15 protein-coding genes and 1 pseudogene are annotated in these 21,645 nt (G+C 71.4%); 9 read left to right on the top strand and 7 right to left on the bottom strand.

Features of this window, described 5'->3' with window-relative positions; all coding sequences use genetic code 11:
* Positions 1-4: 4 nt before the first annotated feature.
* Genes ACFWW9_RS18515 through ACFWW9_RS18505 form a run of 3 tightly spaced genes read right to left on the bottom strand, consistent with a single transcriptional unit; the run spans position 5 to position 3,808 of the window.
* Positions 5-655 carry an ABC transporter ATP-binding protein gene (locus ACFWW9_RS18515; RefSeq protein ID WP_390378763.1) on the bottom strand — a complete coding sequence of 217 codons (651 nt, stop codon included), beginning with the start codon at positions 653-655 and terminating at the stop codon, positions 5-7.
* A complete protein-coding gene (locus ACFWW9_RS18510; protein ID WP_390378760.1) occupies positions 652-1,314 on the bottom strand; it encodes an ABC transporter ATP-binding protein in 663 nt (220 codons plus the stop codon). Before ACFWW9_RS18510 ends, ACFWW9_RS18515 begins: the two co-directional genes overlap by 4 nt.
* The gene (locus ACFWW9_RS18505; RefSeq protein WP_390378756.1) at positions 1,307-3,808 is read right to left on the bottom strand and encodes an ABC transporter permease; all 2,502 of its coding nucleotides are present in this window, start codon (positions 3,806-3,808) and stop codon (positions 1,307-1,309) included. Before ACFWW9_RS18505 ends, ACFWW9_RS18510 begins: the two co-directional genes overlap by 8 nt.
* Before the next feature lie 123 nt (positions 3,809-3,931).
* Here ACFWW9_RS18505 and ACFWW9_RS18500 point away from each other — a divergent pair, with 123 nt between their 5' ends.
* Positions 3,932-5,434, top strand: coding sequence for a chitinase (locus ACFWW9_RS18500; protein ID WP_390378753.1), 1,503 nt, complete (start codon positions 3,932-3,934; stop codon positions 5,432-5,434).
* 77 nt (positions 5,435-5,511) lie between these two features.
* Here the strand turns inward: ACFWW9_RS18500 and ACFWW9_RS18495 are convergent, their stop codons facing one another.
* Positions 5,512-6,819 (bottom strand): amidase family protein, encoded by a 1,308-nt coding sequence (locus ACFWW9_RS18495; RefSeq protein ID WP_390378751.1) that lies wholly within the window; start codon positions 6,817-6,819, stop codon positions 5,512-5,514.
* A 414-nt stretch (positions 6,820-7,233) separates the two neighbouring features.
* On the opposite strand from ACFWW9_RS18495, the pseudogene ACFWW9_RS18490 reads away from it, so the two are divergent.
* Together ACFWW9_RS18490 and ACFWW9_RS18485 are read left to right on the top strand one after the other, a co-directional pair.
* A pseudogene (locus ACFWW9_RS18490) lies at positions 7,234-8,895 on the top strand (discoidin domain-containing protein); the annotation flags it as partial.
* 192 nt (positions 8,896-9,087) lie between these two features.
* On the top strand, positions 9,088-10,842 hold the full coding sequence (locus ACFWW9_RS18485) for a discoidin domain-containing protein (protein ID WP_390378844.1): 1,755 nt from the start codon (positions 9,088-9,090) through the stop codon (positions 10,840-10,842).
* A 791-nt stretch (positions 10,843-11,633) separates the two neighbouring features.
* Here the strand turns inward: ACFWW9_RS18485 and ACFWW9_RS18480 are convergent.
* Positions 11,634-12,545: a Ku protein gene (locus tag ACFWW9_RS18480; RefSeq protein ID WP_390378747.1), complete on the bottom strand. Its 912-nt coding sequence runs from the start codon at positions 12,543-12,545 to the stop codon at positions 11,634-11,636.
* A 57-nt stretch (positions 12,546-12,602) separates the two neighbouring features.
* Positions 12,603-13,247: a hypothetical protein gene (locus ACFWW9_RS18475; protein WP_390378744.1), complete on the bottom strand. Its 645-nt coding sequence runs from the start codon at positions 13,245-13,247 to the stop codon at positions 12,603-12,605.
* A 303-nt stretch (positions 13,248-13,550) separates the two neighbouring features.
* Between ACFWW9_RS18475 and ACFWW9_RS18470 the strand changes: the two genes are divergently transcribed.
* Complete coding sequence (locus ACFWW9_RS18470) at positions 13,551-14,525, top strand: NAD(P)-dependent alcohol dehydrogenase (RefSeq protein WP_390378741.1); 975 nt, start codon at positions 13,551-13,553, stop codon at positions 14,523-14,525.
* Between the two features lie 396 nt (positions 14,526-14,921).
* Here the strand turns inward: ACFWW9_RS18470 and ACFWW9_RS18465 are convergent, their stop codons facing one another.
* Positions 14,922-15,941, bottom strand: coding sequence for an LLM class flavin-dependent oxidoreductase (locus ACFWW9_RS18465; RefSeq protein ID WP_390378738.1), 1,020 nt, complete (start codon positions 15,939-15,941; stop codon positions 14,922-14,924).
* A 162-nt stretch (positions 15,942-16,103) separates the two neighbouring features.
* Here ACFWW9_RS18465 and ACFWW9_RS18460 point away from each other — a divergent pair, with 162 nt between their 5' ends.
* The 5 genes from ACFWW9_RS18460 (at position 16,104) to rhaS (ending at position 21,636) form a co-directional block, all read left to right on the top strand.
* Positions 16,104-16,631 carry an SRPBCC family protein gene (locus ACFWW9_RS18460; protein WP_390378735.1) on the top strand — a complete coding sequence of 176 codons (528 nt, stop codon included), beginning with the start codon at positions 16,104-16,106 and terminating at the stop codon, positions 16,629-16,631.
* A gap of 452 nt (positions 16,632-17,083) precedes the next feature.
* A complete protein-coding gene (locus ACFWW9_RS18455; protein ID WP_390378732.1) occupies positions 17,084-18,595 on the top strand; it encodes a sugar ABC transporter ATP-binding protein in 1,512 nt (503 codons plus the stop codon).
* Complete coding sequence (locus ACFWW9_RS18450; RefSeq protein WP_390378729.1) at positions 18,592-19,608, top strand: ABC transporter permease; 1,017 nt, start codon at positions 18,592-18,594, stop codon at positions 19,606-19,608. The genes ACFWW9_RS18455 and ACFWW9_RS18450 overlap by 4 nt, the downstream gene beginning before the upstream one ends.
* Positions 19,601-20,569, top strand: coding sequence for an ABC transporter permease (locus ACFWW9_RS18445; protein WP_390378725.1), 969 nt, complete (start codon positions 19,601-19,603; stop codon positions 20,567-20,569). Before ACFWW9_RS18450 ends, ACFWW9_RS18445 begins: the two co-directional genes overlap by 8 nt.
* Positions 20,566-21,636, top strand: a complete 1,071-nt coding sequence (gene rhaS / locus ACFWW9_RS18440; RefSeq protein ID WP_390378722.1) for a rhamnose ABC transporter substrate-binding protein — start codon at positions 20,566-20,568, stop codon at positions 21,634-21,636. The genes ACFWW9_RS18445 and rhaS overlap by 4 nt, the downstream gene beginning before the upstream one ends.
* Positions 21,637-21,645: the final 9 nt, after the last annotated feature.

Here is a 21,645-nt window from a genome sequence, read left to right as displayed (position 1 = left end):
GGCACTACTGTACGGAAATCCGGCCCTCGTCGAGGACCAGAGTCCGGTCCGCCGCCCGGTGCACCAGGTCGTGGTGGGTGGCGATCAGCACGGCCGCCCCGGCGTCCGCCGCCCGGCGCAGCAGCCGCACGGCCGCGGGCGCGCTGCGGTGGTCCAGGTGCGCGGTCGGCTCGTCGGCGAGCAGCACGGTCGGCCCGGCGATGACGGCCCGCGCCAGCGCGGCGCGCTGCTGCTGGCCGAACGACACCTCGGCCGGGTACCGGTCGCCCAGCCCGTCGACGCCCAGTTCGGCCATCAGCTCGTCCACGGCGTCGCCGACCGGTTCGCCGCGGCGGTCCGGGTCAAGGCGCAGCGGCAGCGCGATGTTCTCCGCCAGCGTCAGCTCGCCCGCGAGGCCGAGCGCCTGCGGCAGCACCGCGCACAGCCGCCAGCTCGGCGGGGAGGTGAGCGACCGCCCGCACACCTCGATCACGCCCTTGTCCGGCTGGTCGAACCCGCACAGCAGCGTGATGAGGGCGCTCTTGCCCGACCCGGACGGCCCGGACAGCGTGACCAGCTCGCCCGGCTCCACGGCCAGGTCGACGCCCCGCAGCACGTGCACCGCGCCGCTCGGGTGGTCGAACGACCGGTGCACGTCCGTCGCGCGCAAGCTCATGCGAGCACCCCGTCCCGCAGCGTGAAGCAGGTGTCCGCCAACGCGATCAGCCTCGGGTCGTGCGACGCGACCACGACCGGGATGCCGCGGCGGGACAGGTCCACCAGCGTCTCCAGGACGAGGTCCGCCGACGCCGTGTCGAGCTGCGAGGTCGGCTCGTCGGCCAGCACCACGGTCGCGCCGCGCGCGAGCGCGCACCCGAACGCCAGTCGCTGCTGCTGGCCGCCGGACAGCGCGGTCACCTTCCAGTCCGCGGTGCCGGGCAGGCCCAGCTGGTCGAGCACCTCGTCCACCTGTTCGGGTTTGCCCGCGGCCTGGGCGGCGGCCCGCAGGTTGTCGCCGACGGACAGGTGGCCGATCAGGTTGTCGCCGGGGTTCTGGAACACCAGCGCCACGTCCGTGCGCCGCAACGCCCGCCGCGCCTTGTTCGGCAGCCGGGCCGTACCGACGCCGCGCAGTTCGACGTTGCCGAGCGTCGGGCGCTCCACCAGGCTCAGCACCCGCAGCAACGTCGACTTGCCCGACCCCGACGGCCCGGCCAGCACGGTGATGCCGGTCGACGGCACGTCCAGGCTCACGTCGGACACGGCCGTCACCGTCCCGCCGGGCGTGCGGTACTCCACGCCCACCTCGACCAGTCGCAGCACGTGCTCAGCCACGGATCAGCTCCCCGATCCGGGCGGCCCGCGCGGACCGCAGCGCGATCCACGCCGCCGCCAGCACGACCAGCGCGCTGCCGACCGCCGTGGTCACCAGCAGGGGCACCACGTTCGGCAGTTCCGGCGACGGCGTGAGCCGGGGCGCGGGGTCCAGCCGCGGCACGGCGACCCCCGTGCTCAGCGCGCTCGCCGCGCTGCCGACCACGACCGCGAACGCCGCCACGGCCCCGAGTTCCATCAGGTGGCTCGACAGCAGCGTCGCCGGACTCATGCCCATCCGGGTGCTCAGCGCGCCCGCGACGGCGTTCTGCCGCCTGCGGACCTCGATCGCGAGCAGCAGCGCGATGGCAGCGACGATCGCCAGCACCCCGCCGATCGCCGTGACGAACGCGAACGTCCACTGGATCGTCAGGAACGGCAGCCCGGAGATCGCCTTCGCGCGTTCCTGCACGCCGGTGTAGTCGATGCCCGCCGCGCGCAGCGGCGCGGTCAGGTCGGCCGCGGACTTCGTGGACCACAGGTACCAGGAGCCGACGCCGTCGACGGTCGTGACCTCGGCGCGCGGCACCACGTACCCGGCGTCGCCGACCTTCGGGAACGAGTCCAGGTGCGGTTCCGGGTTCAGCGGCGGCAGGCCGGGGAGCTGGACCTCGCGGCGCGGGGCCGTGCCGACCCGCACCGGCGCGGCGATCAGGGCCCGCAGCTCGTCAGGGTCCGCCGTGCCGAGGAACGCGCCGTCGGTGAACGTCGCAGGGTCGACGATCACGGCGGTGCGCTCGTACTGCGTGCTCACGCCGACGACCGTGGTCGAGCCGCGCAGCTCGGCGGGCAGCTCGCGCTTGCCGGTGACCAGGTCCGTGCCGATCTGCACGACGCTGTTCGCCCCCGTGTACAGGCCGGACTTCTCGTCCAGCGACGTCTTCTGGGCGCTGGAGATGCTGGAGCCGACGGCCATCGTGCCGATCGCCAGCACCCCGACGAGCAGCACGCCGGTCACCGGTCCGGCGCTCGCGGCGAGCCTGCGGATCGCGATCTGCGCGGCGGGCCGGTGCCACAGCGACGTGCGGTGCGACAGCCGCAGCAGCACCCGCAGCACCCTGGCCGCGAGCAGCGCCGTGGTCAGCACGACCAGCAGCGGGAACGCGAGCGCGGCGGCGTCGATCCGGGGCAGGCCGCCGATCTTCAGCGGCGAGGACAGGCCGCCCTCGCGCAGCCGCTGCCAGGCGAGGAACGCCAGCGCGGCGGTCGCGAGTTCCCACGGGATCGCGGCGAACACCTTGCGCGCCTTGCCGTTCACGACCGGCGCCTGGAACATCCGGTGGACGCGGAGCGCGGCCACGACGACCGTGACGGCGAGGCTCGCGGCGACCACGCAGGCGACGGCGAGCGCCGCGAGGGGCAGCGCGCCGGGTTCGAGCGCGGTCGACGGCGCGTAGACGGGCAGCAGCAGCCGGGCCGTGCCGAGCCCCGCGAGACCGCCCAGCAGCAGCGGCAGCCCCAGTTCCAGCACCGCCCGCCCGCCGAGCGCCCACGGCCCGGACCCGCGGCACCACAGCATCCGCAGCTCGGTCTGGCGGCGCTGCGCCCAGCCGGTGGTGACGGTGCCGACGCCCGCGAGGCCGATCAGCAGGCTGATGAGGGTCAGCGGCAGGATCGCCGCGCGCACGTTGCCCGCGGTGTCGCGCGCGTTCTCCACCGGCAGCGGCAACACCACGTTGTGCCGCCAGGTGATGGCGGGCGTCTTGGCGTCGATCCGGTCCAGCAGCGCGTTGCCGTCCGCCAGCAGGGCCTCGGCCTCGCTCGCGGTGCGCGGCCGGTCGACCGGGAAGCGGACCGACATCGCCAGCCCCTGCCCGGTGACCTCCGGCGGCAGGGCGTCGAACGCGGCCTGGCTGGGCAGCCACACCACGGCGCTGGTGACGTCCTTGCGGACGATCTTGTTCGGGATGACCTGCTGGCGCTCGGTGCACCACCACTGGTCGATCGGGTCGCTGACGTCGGCGTAGATCGCGGTCACCGGGGGCAGCCGCCCGCCCATCCCGCGCTCGCCCAGCCGCAGGTCCGTGGTGTCGGCGACGCTGCGCGGGACCCACAGGCCGTCGCGCGAGCCGCCCTCGAGCACCTGGACGTGGTCGAACGCCCCCTCGCGGTAGCCGAACTTGGCGAACGTCGGCTTGCCGCCGAAGTCCGCGCGCACGATGGCGGTGTAGCTGGCGGCGAGCACGGGCCGCGACCCCGCCTCGGCCTTGATCGCGGTGATCGCGGGCGTGGCCAGTTCCGGGCGCACGCCGCCCTTCGCGTCCAGGCCCGGATGCAGCAGCTGGTCGCAGAGCCGGTCCTCCTGGTAGGCGACGGCGGCGCTGCCGGAGGCGGACGAGTGCAGCACGGCGGCGGCCACCACGAAGCTCAGCAGCAGCGCCGTCACCACGCTGACCAGCAGGGTCAGCGGGTTCGACAGCGCGGCTCGGGGTGCGGCACGCCACGGGATCTGCACCTCCGCACCCTATACATCGGATGTTCGCCGGGAGGCGTTTCGACCCCGAACCTTGACAGTTGGTGGATGGTCTAGTCCAATTCTGGCAGGACCACCTGGAGGCCGCCACCACTAGGAGGACGAATGTCACGAGTGCTGGCCGCCAAGGTGGCGGCGGTGGTGACGTTGACGCTCGGCGCGGTGCTGGTGAGCCTCGCGCCCGCCTACGCCGCGGGTGTCACGGCCACCTTCACCAAGACGTCGAGCTGGGAGACCGGGTACACCGCCCAGTTCGCCGTCAAGAACGACACCAGCACGGCGGTGACGAGCTGGAAGGTCGAGTTCGACCTGCCCTCCGGCACGACCGTCGGCGCGTACTGGGACTCGTTGCAGACCAACGCCTCCGGTCACTACACGTTCACCAACCGCGACTACAACGGCACCGTCGCGCCCGGCGCCACGGTCACGTTCGGCTTCAACGCCTCGGGCACCGCGAGCCCCGCCAACTGCAAGATCAACGGCGCGGCCTGCACCGGCGGCACGACCCCGCCGACCACCACCAGCTCCACGACCACCACGACGACAACGACCACGACGACGACCACCACGACCACGTCGCAGCCGCCGGTGACCGGCCTGCCCAAGCGGGTGCTCGTCGGCTACCTGCACGCCAGCTTCGCCAACGGGTCCGGCTACATCCGGATGAAGGACGTCTCCGACGACTGGGACATCATCAACCTGTCCTTCGCCGAGCCGACGTCGGCGACCTCCGGCCAGCTGAGGTTCAGCCAGTGCCCGGTGGCCGAGTGCCCGAACGTCGAGTCCGAGGCCGAGTTCATCGCGGGCATCCGCGCGAAGCAGGCCGCGGGCAAGAAGGTCCTGATCTCCGTCGGCGGCGCCAACGGCCAGGTCCAGCTCGCCACCACGGCCGCGCGCGACGCGTTCGTCAGCTCCGCGTCCGCGATCATCGACAAGTACGGCCTGGACGGCATCGACATCGACTTCGAGGGCCACTCGCTGTCGCTGGACTCCGGTGACACCGACTTCCGCAGCCCGACCACGCCGGTGATCGTGAACCTGATCTCCGCGCTGAAGTCGCTGAAGTCCCGCTACGGCACCAAGTTCGTGCTCACGATGGCGCCCGAGACGTTCTTCGTGCAGGTGGGCTACCAGTTCTACGGCGGCCAAGGCGGGGCGGACAGCCGCACCGGCGCGTACCTGCCGGTCATCCACGCCCTGCGCGACTCGCTGACCCTGCTGCACGTCCAGGACTACAACTCCGGCCCCGTCACGGGCCTGGACAACCAGTACCACTTCATGGGTGGCGCGGACTTCCACGTCGCCATGACCGACATGGTCCTCGCGGGATTCCCGGTGCGCGGCGACGCGAGCAAGTTCTTCCCCGGCCTGCGGCAGGACCAGGTCGCCATCGGCCTGCCCGCGAGCATCAACGCCGGCAACGGGTTCACCTCCGTCGCCGACACCCACACCGCGCTGGACTGCCTGATGAAGGGCACCAACTGCGGCTCCTACAAGCCGAAGGGCGTGTACCCGAACCTGCGCGGCCTCATGACGTGGTCGGTCAACTGGGACAGGTTCAACGGCTTCGAGTTCTCCAAGGCCAACCGGGCGTACCTGCCCCGGTAGCGGCCACTGCCGGGTGGTCCCCCCACCCGGCATGGGCACGCCGGCCGGAAGGCTCCACCTTCCGGCCGGCGCTCGGGTCACGGCACGAGCGCGCGCTCCAGCAGTTCCGCCGCGTCCAGGCACGTGTCCTCGCGGTACATCCGCCCGATCAGCTGCACGCCCACCGGGAACCCGTCGGCCAGTCCCGTCGGCACCGCGACCGCGGGCACGCCGACCAGGCTGCTCACCGAGCACAGCGAGATCGCGTGCGTGTAGCGGTCGAACTCCTCGGCGTCGCGCGACTCCTGGTCCGGCTCGAACGACGGCACGGTGCTGACCGGCCCGAGCAGCAGCGGCCGGTCGTCCAGGAACTCGCCCCACGCCCGCCGGATCCCCAGCAGCACGCCGGTCAGCGCCAGGTACCCGGCCAGGTCCGTCGGCTCCCGCCTGCGCATCGACAGCTCCAGGTAGCGGCTCGCCTCCGGGCCGAGCAGGTCGCGGACCGCGGGCCAGGTGCGCGCGAACTCGGTGAGGATCAAGCCGGAGTACGCGTCCAGCGCGTCGGCCATCCGCGGCGGCACGACCTCCTCGACGTCGTAACCGCGGTCGGACAACGTGGCCGCCGCCGCCTCCAGCGCCGACCGCACCGCGGGGTCGACACCGCGGCCGCTGGGATCGACCACCAGACCCACCCGGCGGGGCACGGGCGGGCCGGTGAGCGGCACCGGCACCGCGCGCGGGTCGTGGACGTCCGCGCCCGCCAGCACCTCGTGCGCCACCCGGAGTTCGGCGACCGTGCGCGCCAGCGGCCCGTCGACCGGGATCACCTGCGCGGCGAACGAGGGGTCGTCCGCGCCGAGCCGGTGGTCGGCCGCGTACCGCCCGGTCGACGGCTTGAGCCCGCACACCCCGGTGAACGCCGCCGGGAGGCGCAGCGAGCCGCCGGAATCGTTGCCCAGCCCCAGGACGGCCATGCCGGTGGCCACCGCGACCGCGTCGCCGCCGCTGGAGCCGCCGGGCGTCTTGGCGTGGTCCCAGGGGTTCACCGTGTGGCCGTGCAGCTCGCTGGCCGTGTGCATCCCGCGCACGGTCAGCGTCGGCAGGTTCGCGTGCCCGATCGGGATCGCGCCCGCCGCCCGCAGCCGCGCGACCGGGGGAGCGTCCACCGGACGGACGTTCTCCCGGAACCGGCGCAACCCGTGCGTCGTGGCCTTCCCGGCCACGTCGAGGTTGTCCTTCACCGAGAACGGGACACCCGCCAGCGGTCCTGCTTCGCCTCCGAGCCGGTCGACCTCCCGCGCCCGCGCCAGGGCGTCCTCGGCGAACACCTCGCCCAGCGCGTTGACCACCGGGTTCACCTCGGCGATCCGCGCCAGGTGCGCCTCGACGACCTCGACCGCGCTCATCTCGCCACGGCGCACCTCACGGCCGATAGCGCTCGCCTCCCACGGCATGGTTCCCCCCAGGTCGTCTTCAGGTCCGTATCCGACCACGGTATCGACTGGCCTCGACGAGCGATGACAACCTTGTCAGCGTGAGGGTTGGTGAGCGTGCCGGACGCCCGGTTGCCCACTGCACACGTCCGGTTCGCCTTCTGGCGAATCAGGGGTCCGCTGGACCGTTTCAGGTCCGAACCTGGGCCGGAGGCGGGCTGGGGGGCTGAGTTGGAAACTATTTATTGTCCGAATTTTTGTCTTCCTCGACTCCTTGACGTTCGTTTACCCACGGCCGAAGCTCCATGGCAACGTTGTCAGTCGTCGTCGACTCGCAGGGGAGACCCCGGATCGGCCGACGCCTGTCTTGTCGAGATCGGAGCTTCCATGGCGCAGGACCTCAACGGCGTGTCCCGGCGTTTCGTGTTGACCGCGGGCACGGGTCTGCTGGCCGGGTTCGGGCTCGCGGCGGTGCTGCCCGGCACCGCGTCGGCGGCCCCCGTGACAGCCCAGGGCGCGAAGGGCACGACGGACCTGGCCCTGTTCCGGCCGGTCCAGGTGTCGTCCACCGACTACGCGGCCACGCCCGCGGAGTTCGCCGTCGACGGCCTGGCGCAGGTCGGCGTGAAGGGCTCGGGGTGGCGGGCCGCGCAGGGCGACTCGCAGTGGATGATCGTCGACCTCCAGGGCCGCTGCCAGGTCAGCTCGGTGGTGCTGACCTTCGAGGCCCAGCCCGGTGACCAGGCGTTCGACGCCAACGGAGCCCGTGACAACACCACCGGCGCGGAGATCCAGTCCAGCTACGCCGTGGTGCTCCAGCTCGACGTCTCCACCGACGGCAAGTCGTGGCGCACGGTCTACGGCACCGACTCCGGCGCGGGCGGCGTGCTCACGATCCCGCTGGACCCCGCCGTCACCGCCCGCTGGGTGCGGTTCTCGGCGTCCCGCCGTTCCACGACCAACCCGGTGGGCCTCAACGGTTTCCAGGTGTACGGCACCAGCAAGGACAGCCGTCCGGCCGCGCGCGGCTGGACCACGTGGCCGGTCCGGCAGCGGGACACCCCGCCCGCGCTGGAGGTCGCGGCCGACGGGACCGTGCCGCTGGAGTCCGGCTGGGTCCTCACGATGGACGACTGGGCCCCGAGCACCGACGGCGCGGTGCTGTCCGGCCCGACCGTGGACACCCGCTCGTGGCTGCCCGCGACCGTGCCCGGCACGGTCCTGGCGTCGCTGGTCGAGCAGGGCCAGCTGCCGGACCCGGTCAAGGGCCTGAACAACCTGCACGTCCCGGAGGCGCTGTCGCGGCACTCGTGGTGGTACCGGCGCTCGTTCGCCGTGCCGCGCAAGCTCGACACCGGCGCGGGCAAGCGGGTGTGGCTGGAGTTCGACGGCGTGAACCACAAGGCCGACATCTGGCTCAACGGCACGAACGTCGGCACGCTCACCCACCCGTTCGGCCGCACGTCGCTCGACGTGACCGCCGTGCTGCGCAAGTCCGGCGACCAGGCGCTCGCGGTCGGGATCAGCCCCATGCCGTTCCCTGGCAGCCCCGGCGACAAGGGCCCGGCGGGCCAGTCGTGGGTGAGCGCGAACAGCACCATGTTCAAGAACTCGCCGACCTACCTCGCCGTCTCCGGCTGGGACTGGATGCCCGCCGTGCGCGACCGCGCCTCCGGCATCTGGAACCACGTGCGGCTGCGCTCCACCGGCGACGCGGTGCTCGGCGACGCCCGGATCGACTCGAAGCTGCCGAAGCTGCCCGACACCTCCAGCGCCGAGGTCACCATCACGGTCCCCGTCCGCAACGCCGCCACCACCTCCCAGAACGTGAAGGTCACCGCGGCGTTCAGCGGCGTGACCGTTTCGAAGACCATCACCGTCGCCGCGGGCCAGCAGACGGACGTCGTGTTCGCGCCCTCGGAGTTCGCCCAGCTTCGGTTGTCGAAGCCGAAGCTGTGGTGGCCCAACGGGTACGGCGACGCCACCCTGCACGACCTGACGCTGACCGCCGAGATCGGCAGGACCGTCAGCGACCGCCGCACGATCAAGATCGGCATCCGGCAGCTCGGGTACGAGTTCGACCTGCCGATCGTCCACGAGGACGGCGCGGCCCCGCAGACCGTGAACTTCCCCCGGCAGACGGCCAAGTTCCTGCGCGTGCAGACGGGCAAGCGCGCGACCAGCTGGGGCATCTCGCTGTTCTCCCTGTCGGTCGTCGACAGCGCTTCCCCCGGCACTGACCTGGCCAGGGGCAAGACCGCGACCGCGTCCTCGCAGGACGCCGACTGGGGCGCGCCGGGCAACGTCGTGGACGGCGACCCCAAGACCCGGTGGGCCTCCGTCTACGAGGACAACCAGTGGATCCAGGTCGACCTCGGCTCCGCCGTGGCGTTCGACCGGCTCTTCCTGTTGTGGGAAACGGCCTACGCCAAGGACTTCAAGGTCCAGGTGTCGCAGGACGGTCAGCAGTGGACCGACGTGGTGTCGGTCGACAACTCGCCGAAGCCGCTGGCGATCATCGTCAACGGCGTGAAGGTGTTCATCCGCGGCGGCAGCTGGGGCTGGGACGAACTGCTGCGCCGCATGCCCGAGTCGCGGGTGGACAACGTCGTCGCGATGCACCGGGACATGAACTTCACCATGATCCGCAACTGGGTCGGGTCGTCCTACCGCGAGGAGCTGTTCGCGGCGTGCGACAAGCACGGAATCCTGCTGTGGAACGAGTTCTGGGACGGCTGGTCCGCCGACCCCGGCAACCACGAGGTCTACCTCGCGCAGGCGAAGGACACCGTGCTGCGCTACCGCTCGCACGCGTGCGTCACCGTCTGGTTCGGCTGCAACGAGGGCAACCCGCCCGCCGACATCGACCGGGCGCTGCGCGAGATCGTCACGACGAACACCGACACGCTGTACCAGGGCAACTCGGCTGGCGGCGTCATCACCGGCGACGGTCCGTACCGCTGGCTTGACCCGCGCCAGTACTTCACCGGCGAGGCCACCGGCGGCAAAGCGGGGTTCTGGAGCGAGATCGGCCTGCCGACCGTGTCCGTGGTCGAGAGCATGCGCAACCTCGTGGGCGAGGGCAATCCCGGCTGGCCCATCGACACCGCGTGGTTCATGCACGACTGGTCCACCAACGGCAACCAGTCGCCGCAGGGCTACCTCGCCGCGATCGACGCCCGCCTCGCCCCGTCGACCAGCCTGGCCGAGTTCTGCCGCAAGGCGCAGTTCGTGAACTACGAGAGCATGCGGGCCATCTTCGAGGCGTGGAACGCCAAGCTGTGGAACGACGCCACCGGCGTGCTGCTCTGGATGTCGCACCCCGCGTGGCACAGCACCGTGTGGCAGACCTACGACTACGACCTCGACGTCAACGGCAGCTACTACGGCTCCCGCAAGGGATGCGAGTCCCGCCACGTCCAGGCGGACCTGTCGACGTGGCAGGTGATCGCGGTCAACCACACGCCGACCGCGATGGCGGGCGTGACCGTCAACGCCAAGCTGCACGGCATGGACGGCAAGGAGATCGGCACTCCCGCCCAGCAGAAGCTCGACGTGGCGGCCTCGTCGACCGCGAAGGCCTTCACCGTCCCGTTCAGTGACGACCTGCCCGCGCTGCACCTGCTGCGCCTCACGATGACCGACGCGAAGGGGTCGGTCATCTCGGAGAACACGTACTGGCGCTACCGCACCGACACCGCGATGCGCGGCCTCAACCAGCTCGCCAAAACCCAGCTCAGCACCACCGTGCGCTCGGCGGGCAAGGACGGCTACACCGCCACCATCCGCAACACGGGCAAGACCGTCGCCCCGATGATCCGCCTGTCGCTGCGGGAGAACAACGGCACGGACCGCGTGCTGCCGACGTTGTACGGCGACAACTACTTCTGGCTGCTACCAGGCGAAAGCCGCACCGTCACGGTCACCCCACGCCGCACGGTCAACCGCCCCCGCCTCCAGGTGGAGGCGTACAACGTCCCCGCGAAACTCATCTGACGGGGGAGTTACCCCGTGTGCGCCCCACCCCCTCGGTGGGGCGCACACGGAACTCGCACGGACGTCCGCCGGTGCGGCGGCGAACACCCGCACGAGCGTCTCAGACGAACGGCACCACACCGCTGAACCGCGAAGCCCACCGACCCCCGACGCCGCTGGACACCACGACTCCACACACGCCTGATCGTGGGAGCGCTCTCATGTTGCGACGCCCCAGCGCCGGAGTCAAGCCACACGCCAACCCCTGTGGTCTAAACCTGTGGACCCAGACCTCTACCTCTGGTGGTCCACCCCTTCCACAAGGCGGTCGATCGCCCGCAAACCGTTGGCAGAAAACCAAAACCGCCCACGCGACCCTTGAACCCCCGTTTTTGTCGTACCCCACCGGTAGCGTTCTTTTCGGGGGGCCCTTCACGACCGGGGGACCCCTGGGAGCCGTGTCCGACCGGGGGGCGGGGGCCGCCTCAGGACTTCACAAAGGCTTGGGACAGCGAGGCCCGAAGGTAACCGAGACAGCTAGTCGGGAGACCGGGTAGGGCTTGGTGGGTTCCGAACTCCGATAAAGGCCTCGCCTGGGCGCGCAGGGCGACCATGAACAGGTCTGACCAAGCCGGCTTGCTGAGATTTCCGGCCGGGAGCGACTGGTTCAGTGGACTCAACGAGCAGGGAGAACGCCCTGTTCGGCTGTGCCAAGGCCGGTTGGGGGTTCCGGTCGGCTTTGGCGGGAGTGTTGGGGCGTGGCCTTCCGCGGAGGCGCCTTCGTCGGACCAGGGGAAGCCGAGCCCCAGGGGTCAGGATGCCTTGTGGATGGCCTTTTCCAGGGCCGCGCGGGTCATCTTGGAGCGGCCCTTCACGCCTAGTTGGCGGGCGCGTTTGGTCAGGTCCGCTTTGGACAGGTCGGACAGGTCCGTCGAGCGGGGCTTCTTGCGGGTGCCCTCCACGCTGCGGCGCAGGGCTTCCATGAGGTCGACCACCTCGGTGGGGTCCGGGGGTTCCTCGGCGGTGATGGTCTTCTTGCCCGCCTGCTTGCGGCGGACGAGTTTCTCGACCTTCGCCGTGTACGTGTCGTGGAAGTCCTCCGGACGCCACGGGCCGCTCATCGACTCGATCAGTGCCGTCGCCATGGCCACCTCGCGGGGCTTGGCGCGGTCGCCGCTCGGCAGCTCGTCGAGCACGTCGGCGGGGTCGCGGATCTCGTCGGCGAAGAACAGGGTTTCCAGCGCCAGCAGGTCGCCGTCGGCGTGGAGGGCGGTCAGGTACTGCTTGCCGCGCATCACGAACGTGGCGATGCCCGCCTTGCCGGTCTTCGCCATCGCCTTCACCAGCAGCCGGTACGGGCGCGCGTACTCGGCCTTGGCCGGGCCCAGCCAGTAGCTCTTCTGGAAGTGGACGGGGTCGATCTCGGCCAGGTCGACGAACGTGTCGATGTCGATCGTGCGGGACCGGCCCGGCGCGATGTCGTCCAGCTCCTCCTGCTCGACCACGACGTACTCGCCGCCGCCGACGTCGTGCCCCTTCACGACGTCGGAGTAGTCGACCTCCTCGCCGGTCCGCTCGTTGATCCGCTGGTAGCGGATGCGGTCGGACGTGCCCCGCTCGAACTGGTTGAAGTGCACGGTGTGGTCGTGGGTGGCGCTGTAGAGCGCCACCGGGATCGTGACCAGCCCGAAGCTGATCGCACCGCTCCAGATCGCCCGAGCCATGGCCGCACCCTCCTGTCCTGGGAGGAGGGGGGTACCACGGCACGGCATCCGTCAACCTCACGCCGCCCGGCGGATCACCACCTGCCCCGACCCGCAGTGCGCGCACACCGTGCGCGGCACGACCCGGTCGACCAGCAGCCGCCGCGAGTCCTCGAACGTCGGTGTCGCCTTGCCCGGCACGAGCAGCGTGTCCAGCGCCTCGCGCCACCGCCGCGCCTTGGCGCGCGACCGCTCCACCGGATCGGCCAGGTGGGCTCGCGCCCGCGCCATCGTCTCCTCGCGGGCCTGCTCGCCCGCGGGCCCCAGCGGCACGGGCGCGCGCCGCTCCGTCAGCCGCGCGTTGCGCCGGTTCACCCGCCACCACTGGCCCAGCGGCACGCCCGGCACCGGCGGCTTCGCCCGCTGCCCGCCCGCGCCGGACCACGTGCGCAGCCGCGCCCGCAGGAACTCGTGCGCCTCCTGGTCACGGCCGCGGGGGCGGCCCTGCCACGACCCGTCCGGCCGGTGGTCCACGGCCGTGAGCACGGCGTCGACCGGCCAGCCGTCGCGGAACCACGGCTCCAGCACCGCGCGCGCCAGCCGACGATCCGCGTCGGTCCAGCTCGCCCGCAAGCACACGGCTTCGACAGCCGTGTCGATCTCGGAATCGGTCTCGGGGATGACACGGCCGGGCCACTGCCTGGGATCTAGCCTCACCCGCATCGCACGCTCCTCTCGGCTCGCCAACACCAAAACGAACACCTGTTCGAGATGGTGCCGGTGAGCACCGACAAAAAACGGCTCGGCGATCGGCCGAAGGGGTTCTCCTGAGGCCCTGTCAAGCCCGACACGCTGGCCGAAGGTCCCGATCTGGGCCTCTGAGCTGCGGTTATGTCACGCAGAGTCAGCGGAGGAAATTTTCCAAGATTTTTTCTGCGGAACCCCGAAGTCCTCACCTAGGGGGCGTTCCGGATGTGCCGACCCCCTCCTACCTGCCACCGTCAGCGGTAGCCGAGGAGGTGCCCGATGAAGGCGATCGTGCAGGACAGGTACGGCTCCGCCGACGTCCTGGAGTTCAAGGACGTCCCCACGCCGGTCGCGGGCCCCGGTGAGCTCCTGGTGCGGGTGCGCGCCGCCGCGGTCAACGCCTACGACTGGCACTTCATGCGCGGCGACCCCTACCTCGCCCGGCTGGCGATGGGGTTGAGCAGGCCGAAGAAGGCCATTCGCGGCCGGGACTACGCGGGTGTCGTCGAGGCCGTCGGCGACGGCGTCACCAGGTTCACCGTCGGTGACGAGGTCTACGGCGAGGTCGACGGCACGTTCGCCGAGTACGTGGCCGTCGCGGAGACCTCGGTCGGCGCGAAGCCCAAGAACCTGACGTTCGAGCAGGCCGCCGCCGTGCCGCTGGCGGGCAACACCGCCCTCATCGCCGTGCGCGACCTCGGCCAGGTCCGGCCGGGGCAGAAGGTGCTGGTCAACGGCGCGTCCGGCGGGGTCGGCACGTTCGCCGTGCAGATCGCCAAGGCCTACGGCGCGGAGGTCACGGCCGTCTGCGGCACCCGCAACCTCGACCTCGTCCGCGGCTTGGGCGCGGACCACGTCGTCGACTACCGGACCGACGACTTCGCCCGCACCGGTCACCGCTACGACGCCGTCCTCGACTTCGTGGCCAACCGCTCGCTCGCGGACTACCGCCGCGCGCTCACCCCGGCGGGCACGCTGGTCCTCGCGGGTGGCGGCGTGTCCGAGGGCGGGTCGTTGCTGGGGCCGATCGCGCTGCTGCTCAGGTCCGTGGTCCTGAAGCCGTTCGTGAGCCAGCGCGTCCTCGCCCTCACCGCGGCGAACAGCCCGGAGAACCTGGCGGCGCTCGCCGAACTCCTCGACTCCGGCAAGGTCACCCCGGTCATCGAGCGCACCTACCCCCTCGCGGACGCGGCCGACGCCATCCGCCACGTGGAGATCGAGCACGCCCGCTCGAAGGTCGTCATCACGGTGTGACGCGCGGGCGTCCCCGGCGACTGTTCGAGTGGTGGGTGCGGCCCGCCTCACCCTCGAACGGCCTGCACGCGCGAACCGCACCAGCGCGGAAGCGGCTACCGCACGTGAGTGATGCGTACGAGTCCGGTCAGGGGATCTTTGCAGTTCCCGGCCGTCGCCGCTCCGCTGTGGACGGTGGGCATTTCCCCCGTTCGACCAATCCACTCCGCGCGGAGGTCCTCCTGACGGCCCTCGCTCTCACCGTGTCCGCGGAGGTCGAACCGCAGCGACGCCACGCCTGCCTCAGCCAGGCCCTCCGCGAGGCGGGTGAAGAAGCCGCTCTCAAGGACATGGGGTTGCCTCCTGTGTTTCCGACTCCTGACGGCTTCCACACCGTGCCGCATCGCAGCAGACCATCTAGCTCGCGGGCTTCCAGCCGAGTGCCGGGCCGAGTTTCGTGGCGATGTCGGTGAGGATCTGGACGTAGTCGTCGTGGTCGAAGGTGAACGGGAGGGCGAAGGCGACCTCGTCGATCTCCTGGAACGCCACGTGCGCGTACAGGCGTTCGGCGATCTCCTCCGACGTGCCCACCAGGTCCGGGGCGAACAGGAGGCGGGCCGGGCCCTGTGGGGTGGTGGTGCGGGGGAGGCGTTGGGCGGCGTACGCGTGGTACTTCGCGCGCTGGTCCGGGGACGCGCTGTCGGTCGGGATCACCACGAGGCCCTGGGAGACGCGGGCCCGGTCGCCGTCGGGGTGGTGGGCGCGGAACGTGCGTACGTGGGACAGCTGGATCGCGGCGAAGTCCTCGGACTCCTCGGCCTTGACGACGCTGCTGGACAGGAAGTTCATGCCGTTCTCGCCCGCCCATTGCGCGGACCGCAGGCTGGCGCCGCCGTACCACATCCGCCGTCCCAGCCCCTCCGAGAACGGCTGCACGCGGTTGGAGAACACCTCGAAGCCCTCGACGCCCGCCGTGTCGGTCGCGGGCTCGCCGCGGACGAACCCCAGCAGCCGCCGGACCCGTTCGTAGCCGAAGTCCTCGACGTCGGCGGTGTCCGGGTACAGCGCGCCCTTGACCCGGTCGAAGTGCAGCGGCGGCCCGATGCTGACACCGGGGTTGAGCCGCCCGCCGGACAGCACGTCCACCGTCGCCAGGTCCTCGGCCAGCCGCAACGGGTTCTCCCAGCCCACGGGGATGACCGCCGTGCCGAGTTCGATCCGGCTGGTCCGCTGCGTCGCCGCCGCCAGCACCGCGACGGGCGAGGAGATCCCGTACTGGAGGTGCCGGTGCCGCACCCACGCGCTGTCGAACCCCAGCCGCTCGCCCAACTCGATGATCTCGAGCGTGGACTCGTGGCCCTTGCGCGGATCGGCCTCGTCGAACAGGCCGATGGTGAGGAAGCCGAGCTTCCGCAGCGGTTCCGAGGTGGAGGGCACCGGCGCTCCTTCGTCCAGGGTTTTCCCCGATTGTGGCAGGCGGCGATCATCTGGGACGGGGACGTCCACTGGTCGGGAACCGCTGGGGTGCAAGGGAACCGGGTGCTCAGCGTCCGACGTGGACTGCGGGCGTACGGTGGAGGCCGAGGACGGGAGCGCCGGATGTTCGCCACCATCGCGCCGACCGCGGCCGAGCGCACCACGCCCGTCGCGGGCGACGACCTCGTGCCGCGCCCGGACGTGGTGATGGACCGCGCCTTCACCGTGCCCGCCCCACCCGAGGCCGTGTGGCCGTGGATCGTGCAACTCGGCAAGGCCCGCGCGGGCTGGTACCTGCCCCGGACCGTCGAACGCCTGCTGCCCCGCGGCCGACGAGCGCTGCGCCACCTCGACCCCGCGTGGCAGGCGTTGGCGGTCGGCGACGTGATCCCGGACTGGGGCGGCCGCGACGCGACGTTCGAGGTGGCCCTCCTCCACGCCCCGACCACCCTCGTGCACACCTCGACCCGCGGCCGCACGAACCTGAGCTGGGCGATCACCCTGACCCCGCACGCCACCGGCACCCGCGTACACCTGCGCCTCCGCTTGGCCCCGGTCCGCCGCCCCCGGCTGATGGGCGCGCTCGGCGGCTTCCTCGACCTGGTGACCGTGGCCGGACTGGCCGCGGGCCTGCGCGAACGCGTCGGGTAGAACGCTTCACCGCCGATCACCGAGCGAGGAAGAAAACTCCTCGTCACCAAGTCCTCAACCGCTTAACCAAGATCCACGACCTCCCGCGTGTTTCCGCCGGATGGCCGGCAAATGTCGTAGTCGCGGCGCAGGATGGGCGAGTCGCCCGTGCTCACCTGGGGCGATTCCCACCCCACCGTGCTCGCAGGAAGGTCGATCCACGTGACCCAGCCGGACCCCCACCCGATCTACACCGCCCTCGTCGCGAAGCACGGCGACCCCGACGCGCCTGTGCCGCCGGAGCCCGCGGAACGCCGTCCTGAACCGCAGGAGTCGCTCCGGTCGAGATCGGAGCGGGGGGAGCACCGCGCTCGGTAAGTCCGTCCGTTCGCGGCATTGACAGGCCCTGTGACGCGGGGCACACTCCCTACGGCTGATGATTGAAACGTTTCATCACGGACCGGGAGTCGTGCGTGGACCTGCCTCCAGACCCGCCGCCGCTTGTCGTGCTCGACGGCGTCGCGAAGTCCTTCGGCGCTGTTCAGGCGCTGTCCGACGTCAGCATCGCGCTGGTCGCGGGCGAGGCGCACGCGCTGCTGGGGGAGAACGGCGCGGGCAAGTCGACGCTGATCAAGACGCTCGCGGGCGTGCACCGGCCGGACAGCGGGCGGGTGCTCGTCGACGGGGTCGAGGTCCGGTTCTCCGGGCCCGCCGACGCGAAGGCCGCCGGGATCGCGGTGATCTACCAGGAGCCGATGCTCTTCGGGGACCTGTCGATCGCCGAGAACGTCTACACCGGCCGCCAGCCGCTCAAGGCGGGCCGCCGCATCGACACCAAGGCCATGCACGCGCACACCGCCGCGCTGTTCGAGCGCCTCGGCGTGGTGCTCGACCCGGCGCGGCCCGCTCGCGGGCTGTCGATCGCCGACCAGCAGGTCGTGGAGATCGCGAAGGCCCTTTCCTTCGACGCGCGCGTGGTCGTGATGGACGAGCCGACGGCCGCCCTGTCCGCCCGTGAGGTGGAACGGCTGTTCGACGTGGTCAAGGTGCTCCGCGCGCAGGGGACCGCCGTGCTGTTCGTGTCGCACCGGCTGGACGAGGTGTTCGCGCTCTGCCAGCGGGCGACCGTGCTGCGCGACGGCAAGCACGTGTGGGACGGGCCGCTGGCGGACGAGACGCCGGACGGGCTGGTGCGCCGCATGGTCGGCCGCGAGCTGTCCGCGCTGTTCCCCAAGCAGGACACCGACGTGGGCGAGGTGCTCCTCGACGTCCGCAGGCTCACCAGGGAAGGCGTGTTCACCGACGTCTCCTTCACCGTCCGCGCCGGCGAGATCGTCGGGCTGTCCGGCCTGGTCGGGGCGGGCCGCACGGAGGTCGCCCGTGCGGTCTTCGGCATCGACGGGGTGGACGCGGGCGAGGTGTTCGTCAACGGCCGCAAGCTCAGGCTCGGCTCGCCCACGGCCGCGATGGCCGCCGGGATCGGGCTCGTGCCCGAGGACCGCCGCCAGCAGGGGCTGGTCGTGGACGCCTCGGTGGAGCGCAACGTCGCACTGGCCTCGCTCGGCCGCCTGTCCCGGTTCGGGTTGCTGTCCCGCCGCTCCGAGCAGCGGCTCGCCCAGGACTGGGCGCTCAAGCTGCGGATCAAGACCGCCCGGCTCGGCGCGCCCGCCGCGACGCTGTCCGGCGGCAACCAGCAGAAGGTCGTGCTCGCCAAGTGGCTGTCGCGGCGGCCGAGCGTGCTGATCGTCGACGAGCCCACCCGCGGCATCGACGTCGGCACGAAGGCCGAGGTGCACCGGCTGCTGTCCGAACTCGCCGGGGAGGGCGTGGCGGTGCTGATGATCTCCTCCGAGCTGCCCGAGGTGCTCGGCATGGCCGACCGCGTGCTCGTCATGCACGAGGGCAGGCTCGTCGACGACATCCCGCGCGCCGACGCGACCGAGGAACGGGTGGCGCTCGCCGCCGCGGGCCGGGTGGCGTCATGACCGTGCAAGCGCCCTCGCGCGCCCGCCGGGTCGCCGACCTGGTCGGCCGCGCCCGTGAACTCGGCATCGTCGTGGCCCTCGCGCTGGTGGTCATCCCGACCGCCTTCGTCAACCCGCGGTTCGTGGAGGCCCAGGGCATCCGCGACCTGCTGCTCAACGCCTCCGTCGTGGCCGTGCTCGCCGCCGGGCAGACGCTCGTGGTCGTCACGCGCAACGTCGACCTGTCCGTCGGCTCGGTCCTGGGGATCTCGGCGTTCCTCACCGCGCAGACCTTCGCCGACCACCCCGGCATGCCGATCGTCGTCGGGATGCTCCTGGGCGTGCTGATCGGCCTGGTCTGCGGCGCGGTCAACGGCCTGCTGGTCGCGGTCGGCCGCGTGCCCAGCCTCGTCGTCACGCTCGGCACGCTGTACGTGTTCCGCGGCGTGGACTTCGCGCTGGCGCAGGGCACGCAGATCAACGCCACCAACCTGCCGGACGAGCTGCTGGCGATGGGCAACGGCCGCCTGTTCGGCGTCCCCGTGCTGGTGCTGGTCACCCTCGCCGTCGTCGCGGCCGCCGCGCTGTACCTGCGGTCCTACCGCTCCGGCCGCGACCTCTACGCGATCGGCTCCAACCCGGAGGCCGCCGTGCTGGCGGGCATCCCCGTGCCGCGCCGGGTGTTCACCGCGTTCCTGCTGTCCGGCACGGTCGCCGGGCTGGCGGGCGCGCTGTGGGTCGCCCGCTACGGCACGGTCGACGCCGCCGCGGGCACCGGCCTGGAACTCCAGGTGGTCGCCGCGGTCGTCGTGGGCGGTGTCGCCATCTTCGGCGGCTCCGGCACGGTCGTCGGCGCGGCGCTCGGGGCGCTGCTGCTCGGCACGATCGCCAGCTGCCTGGTGGTGCTGCGCATCCCGGCGTTCTGGCAGCAGGCCATCAGCGGCGCGCTGCTGATCGGCGCCATCACCGTCGACCGCCTCCTCGCGCTGAGGCTGGCCAGGGAACTGCGTGGAAGGAGCGACCACGATGGCTGAGCGGTTCGCCCGCTGGGAGACGGCGCTGGTGGCGTTCCTGGTGCTCGTCGCCGTCGTCGGGCAGATCAGGACCGGGGGCGCGTTCCTCGACGGCGGCAACCTGTTCTACCTCGGCCTCGACATCGGCGAGATCGCGCTGATCGCGCTCCCGCTGACGCTGGTCGTGGTGTCCGGCGAGATCGACCTGTCGGTGGCCTCGGTGCTGGGCCTGTCCAGCGCCGTCATCGGCGAGCTGTGGGACGCGGGCTGGACGCTGGAGGCGATCCTGCCGACGGTGGTCGTCCTCGGGGCGGTGTGCGGGGCGGTCAACGGCTTCCTCGTCACCCGCCTGGGCCTGCCGTCCCTCGCCGTCACGATCGGCACCCTGGCCCTGTACCGGGGTCTGGCGCTGGTCGTGCTCGGCGACCGGGCCGTGGCCGACTTCCCGGCCAGCTTCACCCGGTTCGGCACCACACCGGTCCCCGGCACGTGGGTGCCGTGGCCGATCCTGCTGTGCGCGGTGCTCGCGGTCGTGTTCGCGGTCCTGTTGCACACCAGCTCGTTCGGCCGGTCGGTCTTCGCGATCGGCTCGAACGAGGAGGGAGCCCGCTTCTCCGGCATCCGGGTCAAGCGGGTCAAGTTCACGCTGTTCGTCCTGACGGGCGCGATGGCCGCGCTCGCCGGGATCGTCTACACCTTCCGCTTCTCCAGTGCCCGCGCCGACAACGGAGTCGGACTGGAACTCGCGGTCGTCGCCGCCGTGCTGCTCGGCGGCGTCTCCATCTTCGGTGGTCGCGGGACGCTGGGCGGGGTGCTCGCCGGAGTGCTCCTGCTCGGCGGTCTCCGCAACGTCCTCATCCTCGACGACGTCTCCACCGAGATCCTCACCGTCGTGACCGGGTTGCTGCTCCTGGTGAGCGTCCTCGCACCCGCGCTGACGGCCCGCGTTCGATCCTCCAGAACAGTAAGGCGGTCACCATGACCACTCGTCCACTGGTCACCACGGCGGTGCTGCTGCTGTCCGGCGCGCTCGCGCTGGCGGGGTGCAGCGGCACCAGCAAGAACAGCGCCGCGTCCGACGCGCCTGCCGCGGGCAGCACCGGCGCGGCCGATCCGAACGCGAAGATCAAGGAAGGCCTGAAGATCACCTTCCTGCCGAAGGCGGTGAACAACCCGTACTTCACCGTGGCGCAGAAGGGATCGGACGACGCCGCGTCGGCGATCAAGGCCGAGCTGAAGGCGACCGGCCCGTCGGAGGCCAGCGCCTCCTCGCAGGTCACCTACATCAACACCGCCGCGCAGCAGAAGCAGAACGCGCTGGTGCTGTCGGCCAACGACGCCAACGCCGTCGCCCCGGCGTTGAAGACCGCGCGGTCACAGGGGGTCAAGGTCGTCACGTTCGACTCCGACGCCGCTCCCGACGCCCGCGACGTGTTCGTCAACCAGGCCACCACGCAGGAGATCGCCACCATCCAGGTGAAGATGATCGCCGACGCGACCGGTGGCCAGGGCGAGATCGCGATCCTGTCGGCGACCCCCAACGCCACCAACCAGAACGCGTGGATCGAGATCATGAAGACCGAGCTGGCGAAGCCCGCCAACGCCGGCCTCAAGCTCGTGGAAACGGCGTACGGCAACGACGACGACCAGACGTCGTTCCAGAAGACGCAGGGCCTGCTCCAGGCGCACCCGAACCTCAAGGGCATCGTCTCGCCGACCACCGTCGGCGTCGCCGCGGCGGCCCGCTACCTCAGCTCCTCGGAGTACAAGGGCAAGGTCGCGCTGACCGGCCTGGGCACGCCGAACCAGATGCGCGACTACGTCAAGGACGGCACCGTCAAGTCGTTCGCGCTGTGGGACCCGAGCAAGCTCGGCTACCTCGCCGTGTACGCCGCGGGCGCGCTCGCGTCCGGCCAGATCACCGGCGCGGAGGGCGAGAAGTTCAAGGCGGGCGACCTGGGCGACTACACGATCGGCGCGAAGGGCGAACTGGTGCTCGGCCCGCCGACCGAGTTCACCAAGGACAACATCGACCAGTTCAACTTCTAGTCCTGGGAG

Source organism: Umezawaea sp. NPDC059074, assembly GCF_042738955.1.
Classification (GTDB): Bacteria; Actinomycetota; Actinomycetes; order Mycobacteriales; family Pseudonocardiaceae; genus Umezawaea.
The sequence above is the reverse complement of the archived record's forward strand: the minus strand, read 5'-3'. Positions and strand labels throughout refer to the sequence as shown.